Origin of the sequence: Proteus sp. GOKU, assembly GCF_015475555.1 — a bacterium.
GTDB classification, from domain to species: domain Bacteria; phylum Pseudomonadota; class Gammaproteobacteria; order Enterobacterales; family Enterobacteriaceae; genus Proteus; species Proteus mirabilis_B.
Map to the genome: position 1 here is coordinate 4,123,082 of NZ_CP034105.1, position 18,227 is coordinate 4,141,308.

Consider the following 18,227-nt stretch of genomic DNA (forward strand, 5'->3'; position numbering starts at 1 on the left):
TATTAATTGAATAGGTAAAACAATGCATGTAATGCTTTTTAAAAAGCGAAAAATTGTTTCAATCTTCGTTTCTCTATCGCTATATTCTCCTTGCTTTTATCTGCAAGCCAAAGAAGATAAAACCGATCTTGGTCATATTCAAATTTCTGATAATAAAGAAAAAGATAAACAGGGTTATTCACACGTTTATGAGAAAGATGTTTCTAATGTTTATTTAGGAAAAGAGCTATTAGAGCGTTATCAAGGCGTTTCTCCCGCTGATTTACTAAAAAGCGCTATTGGTGTTTATAGTGGCGAAGCGCGTAATGGGGGAGCGCTTGATCCTAATATTCGAGGTATTCAAGGGCAAGGTCGAATACCTGTGACTGTCGATGGGACAGAGCAGGCAATTACTGTTTATCGTGGTTATAGTGGTGCATCTAATCGTAACTATATTGATTCTAATCTGATTAGCAGTATCTATATTGAGAAAGGTCCCTCATTAACACCTGATATGAAAACTGGTATTGGTGGCGGTATTGCGATAAAAACCTTAGATATTCGAGATATTGTGCCTATAGGTGATTCTTTTGGGATTAATTTTAAAGGAGATATTAGTAATAACTCTACACGGTATAAAGAAGCCTATTTAGATATGCTCGGAGATTATCGCAATTATCCTTATTTTTATCATTATGGTTCAAGAGTCGTTGATCCTGCTTTAGAAATAACCCCTCAAAAAAATAAAGATTGGAATTTTCATGATCATTCATTTCGACTTGGGATTGGTTTTGAAGAAGAAAAATTTAATTTATTATTTGCCTATGCACTGCGAGAAAAAGGAAATTATTTAGCAGGAAAAAGAAATACAGAAGCTTATCTCGAAACGGATGATATGAAGGCAATCCATTCTATTGATTATAAATTAAGGTTAACGCCTTATGTTCCTTTTATTGCCCATATTTATCGTCCTGGTAATGAAGTACCTAATACCTCCAGTCGTAATCGTTCATTTTTAGTAAAAGGAACATTATTCCCTGAATCAACACACCGTTTTTCGATTAACTATCGATACACTGACTTACTATTTGGCGATATTATGCCTCTGAGATTAGAGTGGGCTCGTTACGAAAAAAATGTCGTGACTCAATGGCCATTAGCAACGATTAATCAACAGGCGGGAATATTAACTTATCAGTGGAAACCAGAAGATAAGCAAGCGGATGTACTGTTACGTTTATGGGGTAATTTAACTTCTGGGCATACGAATACTCGTGGTGGTGAACCCAGAGTCTCAAAGGAGGTTGATTATGAAGAACGGTATTTATCTAAATGGGATGCAAAAGTAGATACCCGTTTTATTGATACAGCATCTCTTTATCAAGAGAATAACCGCTATGGCGTGGATTTATCTTCGATATTTAAATTATCACCTCAATTTTCTATTTCATTTTCTAGTAATTATCAATTTGAAAAATTAGACAGTGATGAATTGGAAGTACCTACAGGACTTGATTTTGTTACCTCAGGGCGAGCAGGGCAACGTCATGAAATTAATTTAGCCCTTTCCACAGATTGGAAGCCACTTTCTTGGTTAGCTATTACTGCTGGCGGAAAATATCATTATTATCATTTAACGGATACTTTTTTAAATAATAAGCGACGGAATAACGTAAAAGGTTATGAAAAATCCCCATCAATAAGAGGCTTTATTCTTCCTTATCGACGAACTTTAACTGCTGAGGAATATTTATTATATAGAGCCTACCACAGTATTGATGTAGAGGGTTTACCGGAAGAACTAAAGAATTATCGACGTTATCCAGAAATAGACAAAAAAATACGTGAGTTTGTGCAATCTAAGTTTATTTACCCTGAATATGAAAACTTACCATTAGAAATAAAAGAAAAGATAAAAGTGAATAGAGTTCAAGTTGATATGATGCAGGATGATTTTCTTCGCGATAAACAAGGAAATCTCAACATAAAATCTGCCCAAAAACGTCTTATGATCACGGAACATACAGTCTTACTTTATGATGAAAATGGAGAGTTACCTAAAAGTAAAAACATCTTCTTAAGTGGCTATGTTGATATTAATGAAAAAGTACCTGATCCAATTACAGGTGAACTAGTTAATAAGTATGAAATGGGCGTTTCTAATTCAATACCTATTTATCTTGATTATGATAAAGATAATTTTGCACCAGAGCCCAGTTATCATCATGGCGCATTTTCCCCTTTAGTATCTGCGACGGTTTATGCCAACGATATATTGCGTTTTTATGGACGTTATACTGAGCAGCTACGATTACCTAGTTTATTTGAAGATACCAGTGGTTTTTCTGGGTCAAAAGCGCGTTATTACGGTTTTAAATTAAAACCCGAACGAGCAAAAAGTACTGAGTTAGGTGTTGTGTTTGATTTGACAGATTGGCTAAATGTGGAGCGCCATGCCGATATTAAAATTAATTATTTTCGTACCAATATTGAAAATGTGTTTGATAGAGATGCGAATTGGCAAATTAGGCAATTTGAAAAGCAAATATTAGAGGGGCTGGAGGTTCAAGCTCGCTTTGATAATGGCTTTATTTTTATGGATACGGCTTTAGTTTATAGCCATAAAAATAAAGTATGTGATAAAAATGCCTTTAGTAACTATGATCCATTTGGTTTTTTGGGTATTAAAGAGTGTATGACGGGCGGTTATCCTGGTGGTTTTTTACGTACTTCTCTTCAACCTAAATATTCGGTTAATTTACATTTAGGGACTCGTTGGTTCGACAATAAATTAGAAATTGGAAGTCGCTGGCTTTATTCATCAGAAGTGGAAAATAAAGATGAAAAATGGCTAAAAGAAAAATTACCACGAGAAATGTATGGCAGAAATAACAACCCAATGCGTTGGGCAAAAGTCTTTACCGTTGATGCTTACATTAACTATCAATATAGCTCTAATTTATCTTTTGAAATAACGGGCAGTAATTTATTAAACGAATACTACATTGATCCTTTAACGCGATCAGGTATGCCTGCGCCGGGAAGAACATTCCGATTAGGTGTGACTGCACAATTTTAATTAAAAGAGAGTAAGGAGCTTTTATTTATGTTGGCACTTTCTGTCAGGCATCCGTTTAATATTTATTATTGGCTGATTGGCATATCGTTAGTTTATATCGGCGTATTAAGTTGGGTGTTACGTTCACTTTCTATGACAGAAAGTGCGCACCATATTCATCAGCAACAAGAAAATACATTATCCGTTTACCAAGTGGTATTTTCACCTCCTCAACAATCTACAGTCGTGCCGGAACCTTTAGTGGAAACGGAGCCACAAGAAACGCCTATTGTTTTACCCATTGCCGAAAAAGGGGAGTTTGTTGAAGCACCAAAGAAAATACCTGAAAAAATAAAAGAAAAGCCTATACCTATAAAACCAATTACACCTGTAAAAAAACAGGTGGTGCAAGAAAAAGTAGAGCCGATAAAACAGCGTGATTTAGAAAGCCAAGTAGCGCAAACGACTTCAGAAGCATCGGCAGAAAGCTTAACGCAACATACGGCAAGCTCGTTAGCAGGAAGAAGTCATGCATTAAGCGAGAAAGGAATAGGGCAAGGCGAATCTGATAATCACTATATTAGTTCACTGCGTCGAGAAATAGAGCGCCATAAACGTTATCCATCACAAGCACGTCGCATGCAACATGAAGGTCAGGTGGTGGTGAGCTTTTCACTAACCTCTGAAGGTGTGATTTCAAGGGTTGAGATAGAAAGTACCTCGGGTATTTCCTCTCTTGATAATGCGGCTATTGCTGCGGTTAAACGTGTAAAGCCCATAGGCCCTAAACCTGAAAACCTATTGAATCCTTTGATTGTTTCATTAGATTTTCAATTAAATTAATAAAATAACGGAAACACCTGAGTACAACTTGGACTTGGGTGTTTTTTTATAAAGTTGTTTTTGTGCGCTCATTCTCACTTTTCCGATCACAAACCCATAAATCCTTATTGTTAATGATATTGATTATGATTAACATTAATAATTACATTTATTATTTAAAGTAAAGATTATTTACTTGGAAAGTGGTCATGTTTAAATCCGTTGTCTCTATTGCCTGTCTTTTTATTTTTTCTTTTATTGTTAATACAGCAAATGCTTCTGATGTTGGCGCTGATAGCCAATCTTGGCCTCGCACTTTTACCAACGTTGATGGCACTAAAACTGAAATTAACGCAAAACCTCAGCGTATTTTATCGGCATCAGTTTCTATCACCGGAACGCTCCTTGCAATGCAAGCTCCGGTGGTTGCCAGTTCAACGGCGGCAAATGGCCAATTTTTTGCCCAATGGGATAAAGTGGCAAAAGAGAGAAAGGTTGAAAAACTGTGGTCTGCGGGCAGTGTTTCATTAGAGATGGCTTATCTTTATGCACCTGATTTAATCGTTGTTTCCATCAATGGTGGTGATACGGTCTATCCTCAAGTTGAACAATTTAAACAAATCGCGCCGACCATTGTTTTAGATTACGGCAAACAGAGCTGGGAAAGCTTGGCGTTACAATTGGCACAAGCAACAGGACAAGAAGAAGAGACCGCTACACTATTACAGCATTTTGCAAATATAGTAAAAGAAGGGAAAGAAGCGCTACAACTCCCTGAAGGTCAGGTCAATATTATCTCTTATTTTGGCGCTGGTACTGTTAATCCCGTTTCGCTAACCACCAGCCCTCACGCGGTATTATTACAACAACTCGGTTTTACCATTGAAAGTGCAGATCTTGCGTGGCAACCGAAAGATAAACCCGTTTCAGATTTTGTGTGGGCTCAATATGAGCATTTAACACAACTCACTGCACCTACAACGTTCCTATTAAGTGGAACCGCCAAAGAAGCCGATGTATTTATGGCTGATCCCATTCTTGCCAATCTACCTTCTATAAAAAATAATCAAGTTTATGGTTTAGGTGCAAACTCGTTTCGTATTGATTATTACAGCGCGCAAGAAATTATCAGTGATATGGTTACGCGCTTTGGCCAACAGAAGTAATAACGCATGTTCACTTCTCACCATAGCATAAAGTGGGGAATAAGAGGCGCTATTCTTCTATTGCTCTGTTTTGCACTATTAAGCTTATTTGTAGGAAGCCGACCTGTTTCTATGTACACAACATGGCAGGCTTTTATCGATTTTGATACGACAAATAGTGAGCACTTATTAGTGCGCTATCTACGCTTTCCTCGCACATTATTAGCAATAGTGATTGGTGTCGCATTAGGCGGAGCCGGAACACTAATGCAAGCTTTGACTCGCAACCCACTCGCTGATCCGGGCTTGTTTGGCATTAATGCTGGAGCCATGGTTGCGATTGTCTCTTTAATTGCGCTAACGGGGATCACTGATGTCACTATTTACATGTGGTTTGGTTTATTAGGGGCTTTCTTCGCAGGTATTGGTGTGTATCTTCTTGGCGGGGTAAGACACGGACTTAACCCTGTGAGAATGGTGCTTGCAGGTGTTGCGCTTTCCGTTGTTTTACTCGCTATTACACAGCTTGTTACGGTAAATAGTGATGAACGCGTGTTCGATCAATTCCGTCATTGGGTTGTGGGTTCATTACAAGGACGTAGCTTCGATGTTTTGTACCCAATTACGGTATTAGTGGTAATTGGAAGTGTGATTGCTTACTCACTCACGCGTTCGTTAGATATCGTGACGTTAGGTGATGATATTAGCCATGCGTTGGGCGCTAACCAAAAACGAGTTTGGTTATTATCGGCTTTTGCAATAGTGCTTCTTGCAGGGAGTGCAACCGCAGCCGTTGGACCTATTAGCTTTTTAGGATTAACCGCACCTCATTTTGCTCGCCGCTTAGTCGGTGCTGAATATCGACGTATCTTACCTATGTCGATGTTGATTGGTGCATTAGTGATGTTAGTCGCAGATTGCTTAGGGCGGTTAATTGGCACACTGGGGGAAATTAGCGTTGGTATTATGATCTCACTGATTGGTGGACCTTTCTTTATCTATCTGGTTAAACGTTGGCGGATCATTACATTATGAAACTTAAAAATAATGAGATTATCTGCCAATTGGGTACATGGTCTTGGATCTTCTCTCCAAAAGATATCATCATCGCCTTTATTTTGTTTTTATTGATGATTTCTCTGGCATTTTTCGCCCTTACAACAGGTAAGTTTCCTATCGAATTTTCTACATTGATAGATATTGTTGTTGGGCAATCAGAAGGCGGCATTAAAGAAAAAATCGTCATGGATATCCGTTTGCCTCGTCTGCTTACCGCAATGGGCGTTGGCGCTGCATTAGGTATTTCAGGGGCTATTTTCCAGTCGATTTCTCGTAATGTTTTAGGTTCACCTGATGTTATTGGTTTTACAACAGGTGCAGCAACAGGTGCATTACTTCAAATTATTATTTTTAATGGCACCGTTGTGGATATCGCTATTTCTACGTTAATAGGCGGAATGGCAACGGCGCTCATTGTTTATCTGCTGTCATTAAAAAATGGTGTTATGTCTGGTTACACCATGATTTTAATCGGTATTGGTATCGGTGCCATTTTACATGCCTTTAATGGTTTATTGTTGGTAAAGGGCAATATTGATAATGCCATCATGGCTAACCTTTGGCTTGCGGGCTCACTAAATGCCCGTACTTGGCAGCATGTTTATCCTACCTTTATTGGTTTACTGATCCTTGTTCCACTTATTATTTTTTATGCTAAGTCATTAACGTTAATGGAAATGGGAGATGACATGGCACAGCAATTGGGTGTTCATGTGGGCAGAGTCAGATGGGTGATGATTTTTAGTGCCGTATTACTTGCCTCATTAGCGACAGCCAGCGCAGGGCCAATTGCCTTTGTTGCACTCGCCGCACCTCAATTAGTGATCAGATTAAGCCATTCAGGAAAGTTACCCATTGTGGGCTCTGCATTAATGGGCGCACTCCTTTTACTTTCTGCTGATGTGTTATCACAAAGCCTACCCATCAATATCACGATGCCCGTTGGTTTAATGACGGGTGTTATTGGTGGGCTTTATTTGTTGTGGTTACTAACAAGAAAACAGAGAACTTAAAATAATAATAAAGGAAGTAAATATTTACTAACTTAAGGATGAGTCATGGGATGGTCGCCAGAAAGACTAATTAAACATTTGGGATGTAATGAGGGTATTTTATAAATCGTCTAATGGCATGCTCTATGGCATGAAAGGTATAGACTTATGTCTACTATTCTTACTCTACGCGCTAAAAAAGCCACAATAACAACACTAGTGCAAACGGCTTTATTAGGAACTTTATGTATTGCCGCTCCTAGTGTAAATGCACAAGAAATAGAAAAAACGTCAACGTCACAAGACAACAAAAAACACGATGAAAAAGTGGATGTATTAATTGTGACTGGTGAAAAACTGAATAAATCTATCTATGACACAGGCTCGAGTGTCACGGTTTATGATGCGAAAAAAATAGAAGCCACACCAAATGCAGATGTGAACACATTACTGCAAATGACACCCAACATTGTGGATAACGGAAACAGCAATGCTTTACCTGCTATTCGTGGTGTTGATGGTTCAGGACCTGCACAAGGTGCGATTGCCTTTTTAGGCGGTACTCGCCCCAGAGTTAACTTCTCCGTTGATGGTCGTTCATTTACCTACAACGAGTTTGGTTATGGTGCTCAATCGTTGTGGGATGTGAATACCGTTGAAATTTTCCGTGATCCGCAAAGCTATGTGCAAGGTCGTAATGCGATTGCTGGTGCGATTTTGGTGAAAACTCAAGATCCCACATTCTATTGGGAAAATGCGGTAAAACTGGGGGCGGGTCAGCAAGATCTTCGTGAATATGCCGTGATGACTTCAGGGCCTCTGATTGAAGATAAATTAGCATTTCGTTTTACCGCAGAAAGACAAGAGCGTGAAAGCTTTGTTCACATGGATAAATACTCGCCAACGGGTGATCCACGCGATATCCATTCCAATACATTTCGTGGAAAACTGCTTTATGACTCTTTAGATAATCCTGATTTTAAAGCCAAGTTAACAGTTAGCCATCTTGATAGTCGATCACCGCAAAATGAAGCCAATATGGCGAGTAATTTAGCGCCAAATGCTCCTTCACGTTTTCGTCCGGTTATTAAACGTAAAACAACCAGCGGTATTTTAAATACCACATGGGAAGCGAATGATAATTTGAGTGTTGAAAACACACTGATTTATACTGATTTTTCTACACGCCGCTTAACTGAAGCACAAAGCCCGCGTGCAGATATTGATGCTAAAGAGTTTGAATTTGAACCTATGCTTCGTTTTAAAACAGACAGTGAAGCATTAAGCGGAATTTTTGGTTTACGTTATTTCCACGCCAAACAAGATGAATTTGTGAATATCTTTGGTGGTAGCTATTTTGATGATAAAACAGAAACAGCTTCTGCTTATGGTTCATTAACTTATGCACTATTTCCTGAAATTGACATAACGTTATCAGGGCGTTTTGAACGAGAGCACCACACCCGTAATGGGGGAAGTGCAGCCGTTGCTATCGATTTTGATGAAACCTATAACACGTTTCTCCCTAAAGCCGATATCGCGTGGAAACCTGCCGTGAATCAAACTGTTGGTTTTGCTGTCGGCCGAGGCTATAACGGTGGTGGCGCAGGTGTGACGATTGGTAAGCCGATCGTTACTTACGTGTATTCACCTGAATATGTATGGAATTATAGCCTTTATACACGTAATAGCCTGTTGGATAACAAGTTAAGTGTGATGACAAACTTGTTCTACAACGATTATAAAGATATGCAACTGCCATTTTATTTAGGGCCAAACTCTTCCACTATTCGTAATGCAAAAAAGGTTGAAACTTATGGTGCTGAATTAACAGTTGCTTATCAACCAATAGACTCTCTTGAATTAAATACAGGTGTTGGTTTATTAAAAACGAAAATCAAAGACTTTGGTAACAGTGGTATTGAAGGAAAAGAGTTAGCTCGAGCACCAAGTTATACTGCGAATGTCGGTGCTAAATATCAATTAACACAGGCGATGGATATTAGCGGTAATGTTTAGTTCTCGGGAGATTATTTCTCGAATGCGAATAATGCAGATAGCGGCAAAGTAGATAGTTTTTGGTTAGCTAATTTACAGCTTGGCTATAACTTTAAATGGGGTAGAACGACGTTATTTGCTCAGAACTTATTTGATTCTGATAAACGAATTCTTATTCCAGATAATAATAAAGATACCGCTATTTACCAACGTCCTCGTATGGTTGGTGCTTCAGTAGAAGTTCGTTTCTAAATATAAATCACAGCAAAGGGTGGTGTTAATTTATCACCCTTATTTTGCTTAATGTGATCATTCAATAAAAAGATAATGTTATGCACAATAGCCGATTACAGACACACAGTTTAAAGTTGGGATATCAACAGACAACGATTTGCCAAGATATTTCGCTTTCTATTCCTGATAAAAAGGTCACTGTCATTATTGGCCCCAATGGTTGTGGTAAATCAACGCTACTGCGTAGCTTGTGTTGTTTATTGAAACCATTATCAGGCCATGTTTCATTAGATGCTCAACCTTTAACGTCATTACCGACCAAAAAACTCGCTCGTCAAATCGCGTTATTACCACAAACGATGCAAGCACCTTCGGGGATCACGGTGGCTAATTTAGTGGCAAGAGGACGCTTTCCTCATCAAAGCTTTATGCATCAATGGAGCCAAGAAGATAAGTTAGCTGTAGAAACCGCAATGAAAGAGACTGGGATTGTGGAATTTGCAGATAAAACAGTAGATTCGTTATCTGGCGGTCAACGGCAACGTGTTTGGGTGGCGATGATATTAGCGCAACAAACAGAGATTTTACTGCTAGATGAACCAACAACATATTTAGATATTGCTTATCAAATTGAATTACTCAATATATTTCGAAAACTCAATCAACAACAGGGGCGTACCGTTGTTGCCGTCTTACATGACTTAAACCAAGCGTGTCGTTATGCCGATAATTTGGTGGTGATGGTGAAAGGAAAAATCATTGCGCAAGGAGAGCCAAAATCTATTATCAATCAAGCGCTAATCAAACAAGTTTTTGATTTGGAATGCCAAATTATTCCTGATCCTGTTGTTGGGACACCGATGATTGTGCCTTGCTAACTATATAACTAACTATATTGCTGACTATATAGCTAAGAAAGAAAAAAGCGGCTTTAGCATAACTAAATACCGCTTTTAGATTTGAGTTAGCATAAATTATGCTGTTTTTGGCCATTTATTGGCAACCCAAAGTCCACTCATTTTCATCGAGTAACCAAATAAAACGCCAACGATTAATGAAGGGATAGTTTGAGAGAGATCCCCTTGAGCGGCAAATATAGTGCATGCTCCAATAAAGGTACCGGGAATATAAGCGAGTAGTGCACTTTTAGCTTGAATACACATCACAAAGGCAATAACACCTGTGACAGCATAGCCAAAAATGGAAATATCACTAAATACTTGGCTACCATAAATAATCGCCAATGCCCAAATTACGCCACTCATAATAGTAGCCATAGTGACAGCTAATCCTTTAATACCCTCTTTAGGATAAGCAAAATAGGCGGTACAACCTAAAAAGCCAGCCCAGCTTAATAAGTCAAATTGATTAGCAACAAATGCCCAAATGGCAGAAAGAATGCCTGTTGTCAGCGCAGTAAAATAAAGCGTTCTCACGATAGACTCTTAAATATAAGGGGGATATTTACCCAGTTAACTAAAAACGAAGTTTAGCATTGTCATTGACTGATTTTCTATATTTAGATCATTAAAAAGCACATTTAATAATGGTATTAATACGTGTTAGATATATTGATCTTTATTCAAGATAGAAAAAGTAAAAAGTAAACGATTGCGTAATCAGTTTTATTTATTAAATGTAAAAATAAATATTTTAACTAAGTATTATTTATTGATATTTAATTTATTATTATTCTTCAATAATATGAATATAAAGAGTGCGAAGAGAATAAGGACAATTGTTCTCGGTTTCAATTAGTGTAAAACCATATCTTTGATAAAGTTGAATTAGATTTTTATTATTTTCCCATTCTAATATAATGATCCTACCACCAATAAGGGCTTTTGCTTCTGATAAGACAGCATAAATCTCATTCAAGATTAACTTTAAAGAAATAGGGTTATTTATTATAGATGTGTTTTTCCCAATTTGACCAATAAGAAAAGCTTTAATTCTTTCAGCTTTTTTAGAAATTCCATCGAGTTGTTGTATTTTTGTTTTACTTATTTTTGCATTATCAAGAATAAGTTCTTTAAAGGATAAAGAGAAGTAAGCAAGAATTTCACCATTATCATTTAATATTAAATAGGTTTGTGCATTATTAGTTTGCTCAAATCTTATTGCTTTAGTAGAAGAAGTTAAAAATTTCTCAACGTCACAATTTAAATTATTAGAAAAACTACTTAAGAGTTTAATTGTTGTTTCTTTACCAAACTCTTTTAGTAGTTTTCCAAGTTGGACAATCGTTGTTTTAATAACGCAATTCCTTGTCTATTTTCTGTTTCGTAATTCCGTTTTACTATTTTTATATGTCGAGGATAACTTAAAGCATTCTGTATAAGTTCAATAGACTGTTTGTCCTTAACAATGAAATTTTTGCTAAAAGAAGTCGTGGCCATAGATATCTCCTATGATTTTCTTTCTGGAAAATATAGTAATGTTGATTAGTATAAATAAGGATTAATTGTTTAAAAAACAAACTACAAAGATGAGTAAAGCTATCACTTAATTATTAAAAAACGACTATAGCGTGTAAATCGAACTTTACCTGCTATAACCGTTAAATTAAGGTTTACACGCTATAGCAGGTAAGCTGCTAAATATTGGCTAATCTTGCCGAGCGAGCTTTCATTCCATCCAATATCTTATTGCGAATTTCAGAAGGGAAATCATCAGGTAGTTGTTGTTTTACGCGTTTGATGGCATCGTCCATTTCTTTATAAAAATAACGAAGAATATCTGTCATCAATGAAGGATCGAAGCCGACAGCTTCGGCTGTTTGGTAAAAATGGCGAGGAAAAATTTGCTCTATGGCATATTTTTTGCGTCGGCTTGCCTGTAATCCCATAGCGAGTTTTGCATCTCGTGGATTAAACCCTCGTCCTTCAAAATAGGGATAGATAGACATGATGTCATAAAGAGGCGTGAGGTGAAAACGTCCTTCTTGATTGATAAAAACAGAGAAATTCTTTGCATGCCCATCTGTTGCAGCCAAAAGCCAAAATAGTACTTGTGCCTTCATAAAATGAAAACGGTCTGGATCAGCATTTGATGAACCAAGCAAATAATTCATTATACTAATAATGCCAGGTCCTCCTTCATTTTCATATTTTAGAGCTGAAGGTATATTTAGAATTTGGCAAAAATCTTCTTGGGGTAAGCGTATTATCCACGATTTATCTGATGAGTATTTTCTATCAAAGCGTTCTACAGCAAGCGCTTTAATATTTTCTGTTTTAACAATAAAGCAGTGAGGAACAGGAAGATCAAATTCTTTGGCAATTAAGGTACAAAGATATTCATTTTCTACACTATCGGATAAATCCATTGTGTAGGAATGCCCCTCAATAACACCAATGGGTAGCTTAATTATATGTGTAGTCGGCGTATTATTATGTGGTACGCACCAATGATCATCTTTTAAAAGTAATGCTGTTTTTTCTTGCGCACCAGCAATAGAAATTCTGAAATCAGTATATTCTTCAAGCATACCGAGTGGTGTATTGGATTGATATCCTAATAGTATTTTTTCAAGTTCAGCGTTATCAAGTTCGTTATATTCTATTTTTTTTATATTAGCTGGTGTACTACCACTAGGAAGTAACCGTAATGCACCAACCGTATCCGCACCCACGGCAGCTAATAGATCAAATGGTTGATTTGAGTTTGCATTATAGCGACTCACAATACGATTTCTAATTTCAGTATTATCAGGTAAAAGATTATCAAAGAAATTATAGACACAATCTCCTTGATATTCTTGAAGTTGTAGTGGCATAGAAAGAGATATAGGGCGACTTCCCGGTTGATTAACCCAATCTTCAGCATATTGAAATGAATGCGCACCTGAGCTTTTTTTAGTAAAAATGCCCACATGATATTCATTCATATACACATCAAGGCTCGCCATTTACCACTCCTCTTTCCATTCACTTTTGTGCGCTAAATTATTTTTAGCATCTTTAGGATGAATTTCCATCTCTAAATTTAGTGCGGAGAGTAGTTTGAAAAAGGTTTCTAGTTTGGTGGAATTAGGGTTAAGTTCAAAATTGGACACGGTGTCTTGTCGAATTCCCACTTTTTGGGCGACTTTACCTTGAGAAAGTTTTTTTGTTAATCGGACATCTTTTAGATGTACGCTGAGTTGATAGGCGTTAATTATAATCATCATTTTCTACCGGTTATAGGCGTTAATGTCTAATATACCGGTTATAGCGTGTAGATCAAGGTTTAGTGGTTATAGCGTGTAAATCGAACTTTACCTGCTATAACCGTTAAATTAAAATTTACACGCTATAGCAGGTAATATTTAATGGTTACTTCCCAATACAGAAGCTTGAGAAAATACGGCCTAATAAGTCATCTGAAGTAAATTCACCAGTGATCTCACTTAATGCTTGCTGAGCCAGTCGTAGCTCTTCAGCTAATAATTCACCTGATTTTGCATACACCAGTTGTTCATGACCTTGCTGTAAATGTTCTGCCGCGGTATTTAATGCCTGCAAATGGCGACGACGAGCCAAGAAACCACCTTCAGTATTGCTGTTAAAGCCCATCGCTTCTTTTAGGTGATCGCGAAGTAACTCAATACCCATACCATCACGAGCAGATAAGCGGATCATCGGGTAGTTACCTTGTGCCGTGATCTCGACATTTTCCCCTGTTAAATCTGATTTATTACGAATAACAGTAACAGGCAAGGTATTTGGTAAACGAGCCATAAATTCAGGCCAGATATCTTCAGGTGTTGTGGCATCGGTTGTGGTGCTATCAACCATAAATAGCACTCTGTCTGCTTGCTCAATCTCTTTCCAAGCACGTTCAATACCAATGCGTTCAACTTCATCACTGGCTTCACGTAAGCCTGCTGTATCGATAATATGTAAAGGCATTCCATCAATATGAATATGCTCACGCAATACATCACGAGTTGTACCAGCAATATCTGTGACAATAGCTGCTTCTCGACCTGCTAATGCATTTAATAGGCTTGATTTGCCCGCATTAGGGCGACCAGCGATAACCACTTTCATCCCTTCACGTAACAGGCTACCTTGGCGAGCTTGAGCACGAACGTCATCTAATTCAGCAATAACCGCGTTAAGTTTTCCTTCGATGATGCCGTCAGAAAGAAAATCAATCTCTTCATCAGGGAAATCAATGGCAGCTTCAACATAGATACGTAGGTGAGTTAATGATTCCACCATTTCGTTAATATGAGAGGAAAATGCACCCTGCAATGAATTAATTGCTGAACGAGCCGCTTGTTCTGAGCTGGCATCAATTAAATCGGCAATCGCTTCTGCTTGTGCTAAATCAAGCTTGTCATTTAAAAATGCACGTTCAGAGAATTCCCCAGGGTTTGCAATACGCACACCGGGAATTTGTAAAATACGTTTTAGTAATAAATCCAGAATAACGGGGCCGCCATGGCCTTGTAGTTCTAGAACATCTTCACCTGTAAATGAGTTCGGATTAGGGAAGAAAAGGGCGATACCCTGATCAAGTACTGAGTTGTCATCATTGCGAAATGGCAGATAATCGGCATAACGAGGTTTAGGCAACTTGCCTAAAACGGTTTGTGCCACAAGGGCCGCTTTAGGGCCAGAAACGCGTAGGATACCAACACCGCCTCTTCCCGGAGGTGTGGCCTGAGCGACGATAGTATCAGTGCTATGCATGGTGTACTCGCTTAATCAGAATAATCATATCAATATAAAAAACAGAAGGCGGTCATTGTAGACCGCCTTCGCTATTTTATGTCACTTTCCTTTGAATGTAACCAAGGAAGAGGTTTTTCCTCATGTGACCTTATTTTTTGTCTCTGCTGTGTAAGCCACGTTTTTCCAGACCGCGGTAAATTAACTGCTGCTGGATAATGGTCACTAAGTTACTGACGATATAGTACAGAACCAGACCTGATGGGAACCACAGGAAGAATACGGTAAATACAACCGGCATAAAGGTCATGATTTTTTGTTGCATCGGATCAGTGACTGCTGTTGGAGACAGTTTCTGAATGATGAACATTGTCACACCCATTAATAATGGCAGGATGTAGTACGGATCTTGCGCAGACAAGTCTTGGATCCATAACATGAATGGTGCATGACGTAATTCAACAGAGCCCATCAGCATGTAATACAACGCAAGGAAGATTGGCATCTGGATAATCAGTGGTAAACAACCACCCAGAGGATTCACTTTCTCTTGTTTGTATAACGCCATCATTTCTTGGCTCATACGTTGTTTGTCATCACCAATACGCTCACGCAGTGCAGCCAGTTTTGGTTGCAGTAAACGCATTTTCGCCATGGAGGTGTACTGTGCTTTAGTCAGCGGGTACATGATACCACGAACGATAAAGGTGATCATGATGATGGAGAAGCCCCAGTTACCGATAAAGCTGTGAAGGAATTTCAACAGTTTAAACAGTGGCTGAGAGATAAACCATAACCAACCGTAGTCTACAGACAGGTCTAAATGTGGCGCAATGGCTGACATTTCTGACTGAATTTCAGGACCAACCCATAATGTTGAGCTGATATCAGCACTGCTATTTGGTGCAATTGTCACCGGTGCTGATTTATAACCAATCAGAGCAATAGATTTGTTTTCTAAAGTGATAGAATAGAAGTTATTGTTCTGACTATCTTTAGAAGGAACCCATGCTGTTGCAAAGTACTGTTGTAACATTGCAACCCAACCATTATTTGTGGTTAGAGATAAGTTTTTATCTTCGATATCACCAAAACTATATTTTTTATAGTTGGTTTCATCTGATGAGTATGCCGCACCACGATAAGTGTGTAGCGCAAAGTTGCTGCTACCTGTATCACGGCTTTCTGGCAATTTAACAGATTGTTTTAACTGGCCGTAGAAGTTCATGGTCAGCGTTCTATCTGTTGTATTCTCAATTTTGTAATCAATACCGATATCGTACTGACCTTTCTTCAGAATGAAGGTTTTGACGAATTTCACGCCTTCTTCATTTACGAAAGTCATAGGTACGCGTAATTCATCTTGGTTTTCACCAAGTACGAATTCGTTTTTATCAGCACTATAAACTGGGCGAGATTTCTGATCTGGACCATCTGGGCCGATTAAGCCACTTTGAGCCTGATACAGGAATTGTGGTGTAGTTTCCAGTAAACGGAAAGGTGTCTGTGAATTAAGCTCGGCGGGATAGGCTAACAAATCAGCCTCATCGATAGTACCGCCCTGAGTATTGATACGAATATCAAGTACGTCAGTTTTTACGGTAATCAATTTTGCCTGCTCATTGCTGTTACCAATTACAGCAAGACTATCACTGCTTGGCACGTCCGCTTGTTGCGAGACCTGAGCGGTAGTGGTGGTGTTTTGTGAAACTTTATCACCCTCCCACTGCTGCCAGATCAGGAAAGAAACGAACAGCAAAGCGATGAATAGAAGATTGCGTTGCGAATCCATCGTTAATTTTCTCTGTTATCGTCGTTTTTTCTAGGTGGGACAGGATCATCACCACCTTCGTGTAAAGGGTGGCATTTTAATATGCGTTTCACTGTTAACCAACTACCTTTTATCATTCCAAACCTGCGCAATGCCTCAATTCCGTAATTAGAGCATGTAGGATTAAAACGACAACGAGGCCCCAACAGAGGACTAATCCCCAGTTGATAGCCCCTAATCAGCAAGATCAGGACTTTTGAGCCAAGCGACAATGACGACGCCATAATTTACCCAATACTTCCGTCAATTGATGGTTATCAAGTTCAGCAACCCCTTTTCTTACTAATAGCACAAAATCCATCGGCGGTAATTCATGCTGATGTAAACGAAAGTATTCACGGGCTAATCGTTTAATGCGATTACGCTCATGAGCACGTTTAACGTTTTTCTTTGCGATTGTTAGACCGATGCGGGGATGCCCCAGCTCATTCTGGCGACCCAAAATAGTAACTTCTGGAGAACTCGCACGTTGTGGTTGCTGGAAAACAAAATTGAAATGCTTGGGAGTTAACAAACGTAACTCCCTTGGAAAAGCGAGCTTAACCACGGAATGGTTAGCTTTTATTATTTCGAAGAAACGGTCAGACGAGCGCGGCCTTTCGCACGACGGCGAGCCAGAACCTGACGACCATTTTTAGTGGCCATACGAGCGCGGAAGCCGTGGTTACGGTTGCGCTTCAGTACAGACGGTTGAAAAGTGCGTTTCATGGCGATTTCTACCTACTTAATATAATTACTGATTCAGCAAATGCGTTGACAGACAGGCGTGCAATAAATAAACAAACCGGTACTTCAATCGCAGCATCAATGATGGAAAGATGCGGGATTGTAATAAAATCACTCAAATGCGTCAATGAAGATGACGCTTTAAGTACCGATTTTTGTCGTCTTTTTTAGCAAACCCGATAATCAATCCTGACTTATGCGCAACGAGTACGCTTATTAGCGGCCTAAAAAAGGTCTTAATAAGTGACTTTGTTGGTACAAGCACGCAGGGTGCAAGATTATACGGACTCATGGTGAAAGCGCAAGGATCTTTAGTGGATCAAATGAGAGATATTTGATCACTTACTATAAGAAAGGGAGATTTATGCAAAGAGAAAGTTATCCCCAATTGCTATTTATAGGACGACTCAAGTACACTAGAACGCCTTTGCATATTTCATTTGGTGAATTATCGTAAATCAGCAAGCCTGTGGATAAAAACCATAAAAACTGTGCAAAAGAAAGAGGATCTTCGTTTCATTTTGCGATATGATCCCCCGTCACGATCAGAATAGCCAGTCTGCGATCGTGAGTCACGATGTAAAAAAAATCGTTGTCACCAAGAGTTGTTCCTTATTAAGAATTGAAGAGGAACGGTGTTGTGCACTTTGTATTTAGGCACACAGTGTTTAACTGCATTTTTCCTGTTTATTTTTTAGTCTTGTTTTTTTAGGGGAGTCCGCC

The 18,227-nt window shown here is 38.6% G+C and carries 15 protein-coding genes; 7 read left to right on the forward strand and 8 right to left on the reverse strand.

Annotated elements, in window-relative coordinates; genetic code table 11:
• Positions 1-22 precede the first annotated feature (22 nt).
• The 7 genes from EHE21_RS18785 (at position 23) to EHE21_RS18815 (ending at position 10,165) form a co-directional block, all read left to right on the forward strand.
• Positions 23-3,058, forward strand: coding sequence for a TonB-dependent receptor domain-containing protein (locus tag EHE21_RS18785; protein ID WP_194951529.1), 3,036 nt, complete (start codon positions 23-25; stop codon positions 3,056-3,058).
• Between the two features lie 27 nt (positions 3,059-3,085).
• Positions 3,086-3,880 (forward strand): energy transducer TonB, encoded by a 795-nt coding sequence (locus EHE21_RS18790; RefSeq protein ID WP_194951530.1) that lies wholly within the window; start codon positions 3,086-3,088, stop codon positions 3,878-3,880.
• Positions 3,881-4,068: 188 nt separating this feature from the next.
• Positions 4,069-5,025 carry a Fe2+-enterobactin ABC transporter substrate-binding protein gene (gene fepB / locus EHE21_RS18795; protein ID WP_194951531.1) on the forward strand — a complete coding sequence of 319 codons (957 nt, stop codon included), beginning with the start codon at positions 4,069-4,071 and terminating at the stop codon, positions 5,023-5,025.
• Positions 5,026-5,031: 6 nt separating this feature from the next.
• A complete protein-coding gene (locus tag EHE21_RS18800; protein WP_194951532.1) occupies positions 5,032-6,039 on the forward strand; it encodes a FecCD family ABC transporter permease in 1,008 nt (335 codons plus the stop codon).
• The gene (locus EHE21_RS18805; protein ID WP_194951533.1) at positions 6,036-7,076 is read left to right on the forward strand and encodes a FecCD family ABC transporter permease; all 1,041 of its coding nucleotides are present in this window, start codon (positions 6,036-6,038) and stop codon (positions 7,074-7,076) included. The genes EHE21_RS18800 and EHE21_RS18805 overlap by 4 nt, the downstream gene beginning before the upstream one ends.
• Positions 7,077-7,223: 147 nt before the next feature.
• The gene (locus EHE21_RS18810) at positions 7,224-9,074 is read left to right on the forward strand and encodes a TonB-dependent receptor (protein WP_324187748.1); all 1,851 of its coding nucleotides are present in this window, start codon (positions 7,224-7,226) and stop codon (positions 9,072-9,074) included.
• A gap of 311 nt (positions 9,075-9,385) precedes the next feature.
• A complete protein-coding gene (locus EHE21_RS18815) occupies positions 9,386-10,165 on the forward strand; it encodes an ABC transporter ATP-binding protein (RefSeq protein ID WP_194951534.1) in 780 nt (259 codons plus the stop codon).
• 96 nt (positions 10,166-10,261) lie between these two features.
• Here the strand turns inward: EHE21_RS18815 and EHE21_RS18820 are convergent, their stop codons facing one another.
• From EHE21_RS18820 to rpmH, 8 genes are all read right to left on the reverse strand, one after another.
• Positions 10,262-10,723, reverse strand: a complete 462-nt coding sequence (locus EHE21_RS18820; RefSeq protein WP_088494149.1) for a DUF1097 domain-containing protein — start codon at positions 10,721-10,723, stop codon at positions 10,262-10,264.
• 1,160 nt (positions 10,724-11,883) lie between these two features.
• Positions 11,884-13,197: a type II toxin-antitoxin system HipA family toxin gene (locus tag EHE21_RS18825; protein ID WP_194951535.1), complete on the reverse strand. Its 1,314-nt coding sequence runs from the start codon at positions 13,195-13,197 to the stop codon at positions 11,884-11,886.
• Positions 13,198-13,455 (reverse strand): helix-turn-helix domain-containing protein, encoded by a 258-nt coding sequence (locus tag EHE21_RS18830; protein WP_072070485.1) that lies wholly within the window; start codon positions 13,453-13,455, stop codon positions 13,198-13,200.
• Between the two features lie 148 nt (positions 13,456-13,603).
• A complete protein-coding gene (mnmE, locus tag EHE21_RS18835) occupies positions 13,604-14,968 on the reverse strand; it encodes a tRNA uridine-5-carboxymethylaminomethyl(34) synthesis GTPase MnmE (RefSeq protein ID WP_023583363.1) in 1,365 nt (454 codons plus the stop codon).
• A gap of 130 nt (positions 14,969-15,098) precedes the next feature.
• Positions 15,099-16,739, reverse strand: coding sequence for a membrane protein insertase YidC (gene yidC, locus EHE21_RS18840; RefSeq protein ID WP_194951536.1), 1,641 nt, complete (start codon positions 16,737-16,739; stop codon positions 15,099-15,101).
• Positions 16,740-16,741: 2 nt separating this feature from the next.
• Positions 16,742-17,002 (reverse strand): membrane protein insertion efficiency factor YidD, encoded by a 261-nt coding sequence (gene yidD / locus EHE21_RS18845; protein WP_072064717.1) that lies wholly within the window; start codon positions 17,000-17,002, stop codon positions 16,742-16,744.
• Complete coding sequence (gene rnpA / locus EHE21_RS18850; RefSeq protein WP_071788569.1) at positions 16,966-17,325, reverse strand: ribonuclease P protein component; 360 nt, start codon at positions 17,323-17,325, stop codon at positions 16,966-16,968. The genes yidD and rnpA overlap by 37 nt, the downstream gene beginning before the upstream one ends.
• A gap of 17 nt (positions 17,326-17,342) precedes the next feature.
• Positions 17,343-17,486: a 50S ribosomal protein L34 gene (rpmH, locus tag EHE21_RS18855; protein ID WP_004246509.1), complete on the reverse strand. Its 144-nt coding sequence runs from the start codon at positions 17,484-17,486 to the stop codon at positions 17,343-17,345.
• Between the last annotated feature and the right edge of the window lie 741 nt (positions 17,487-18,227).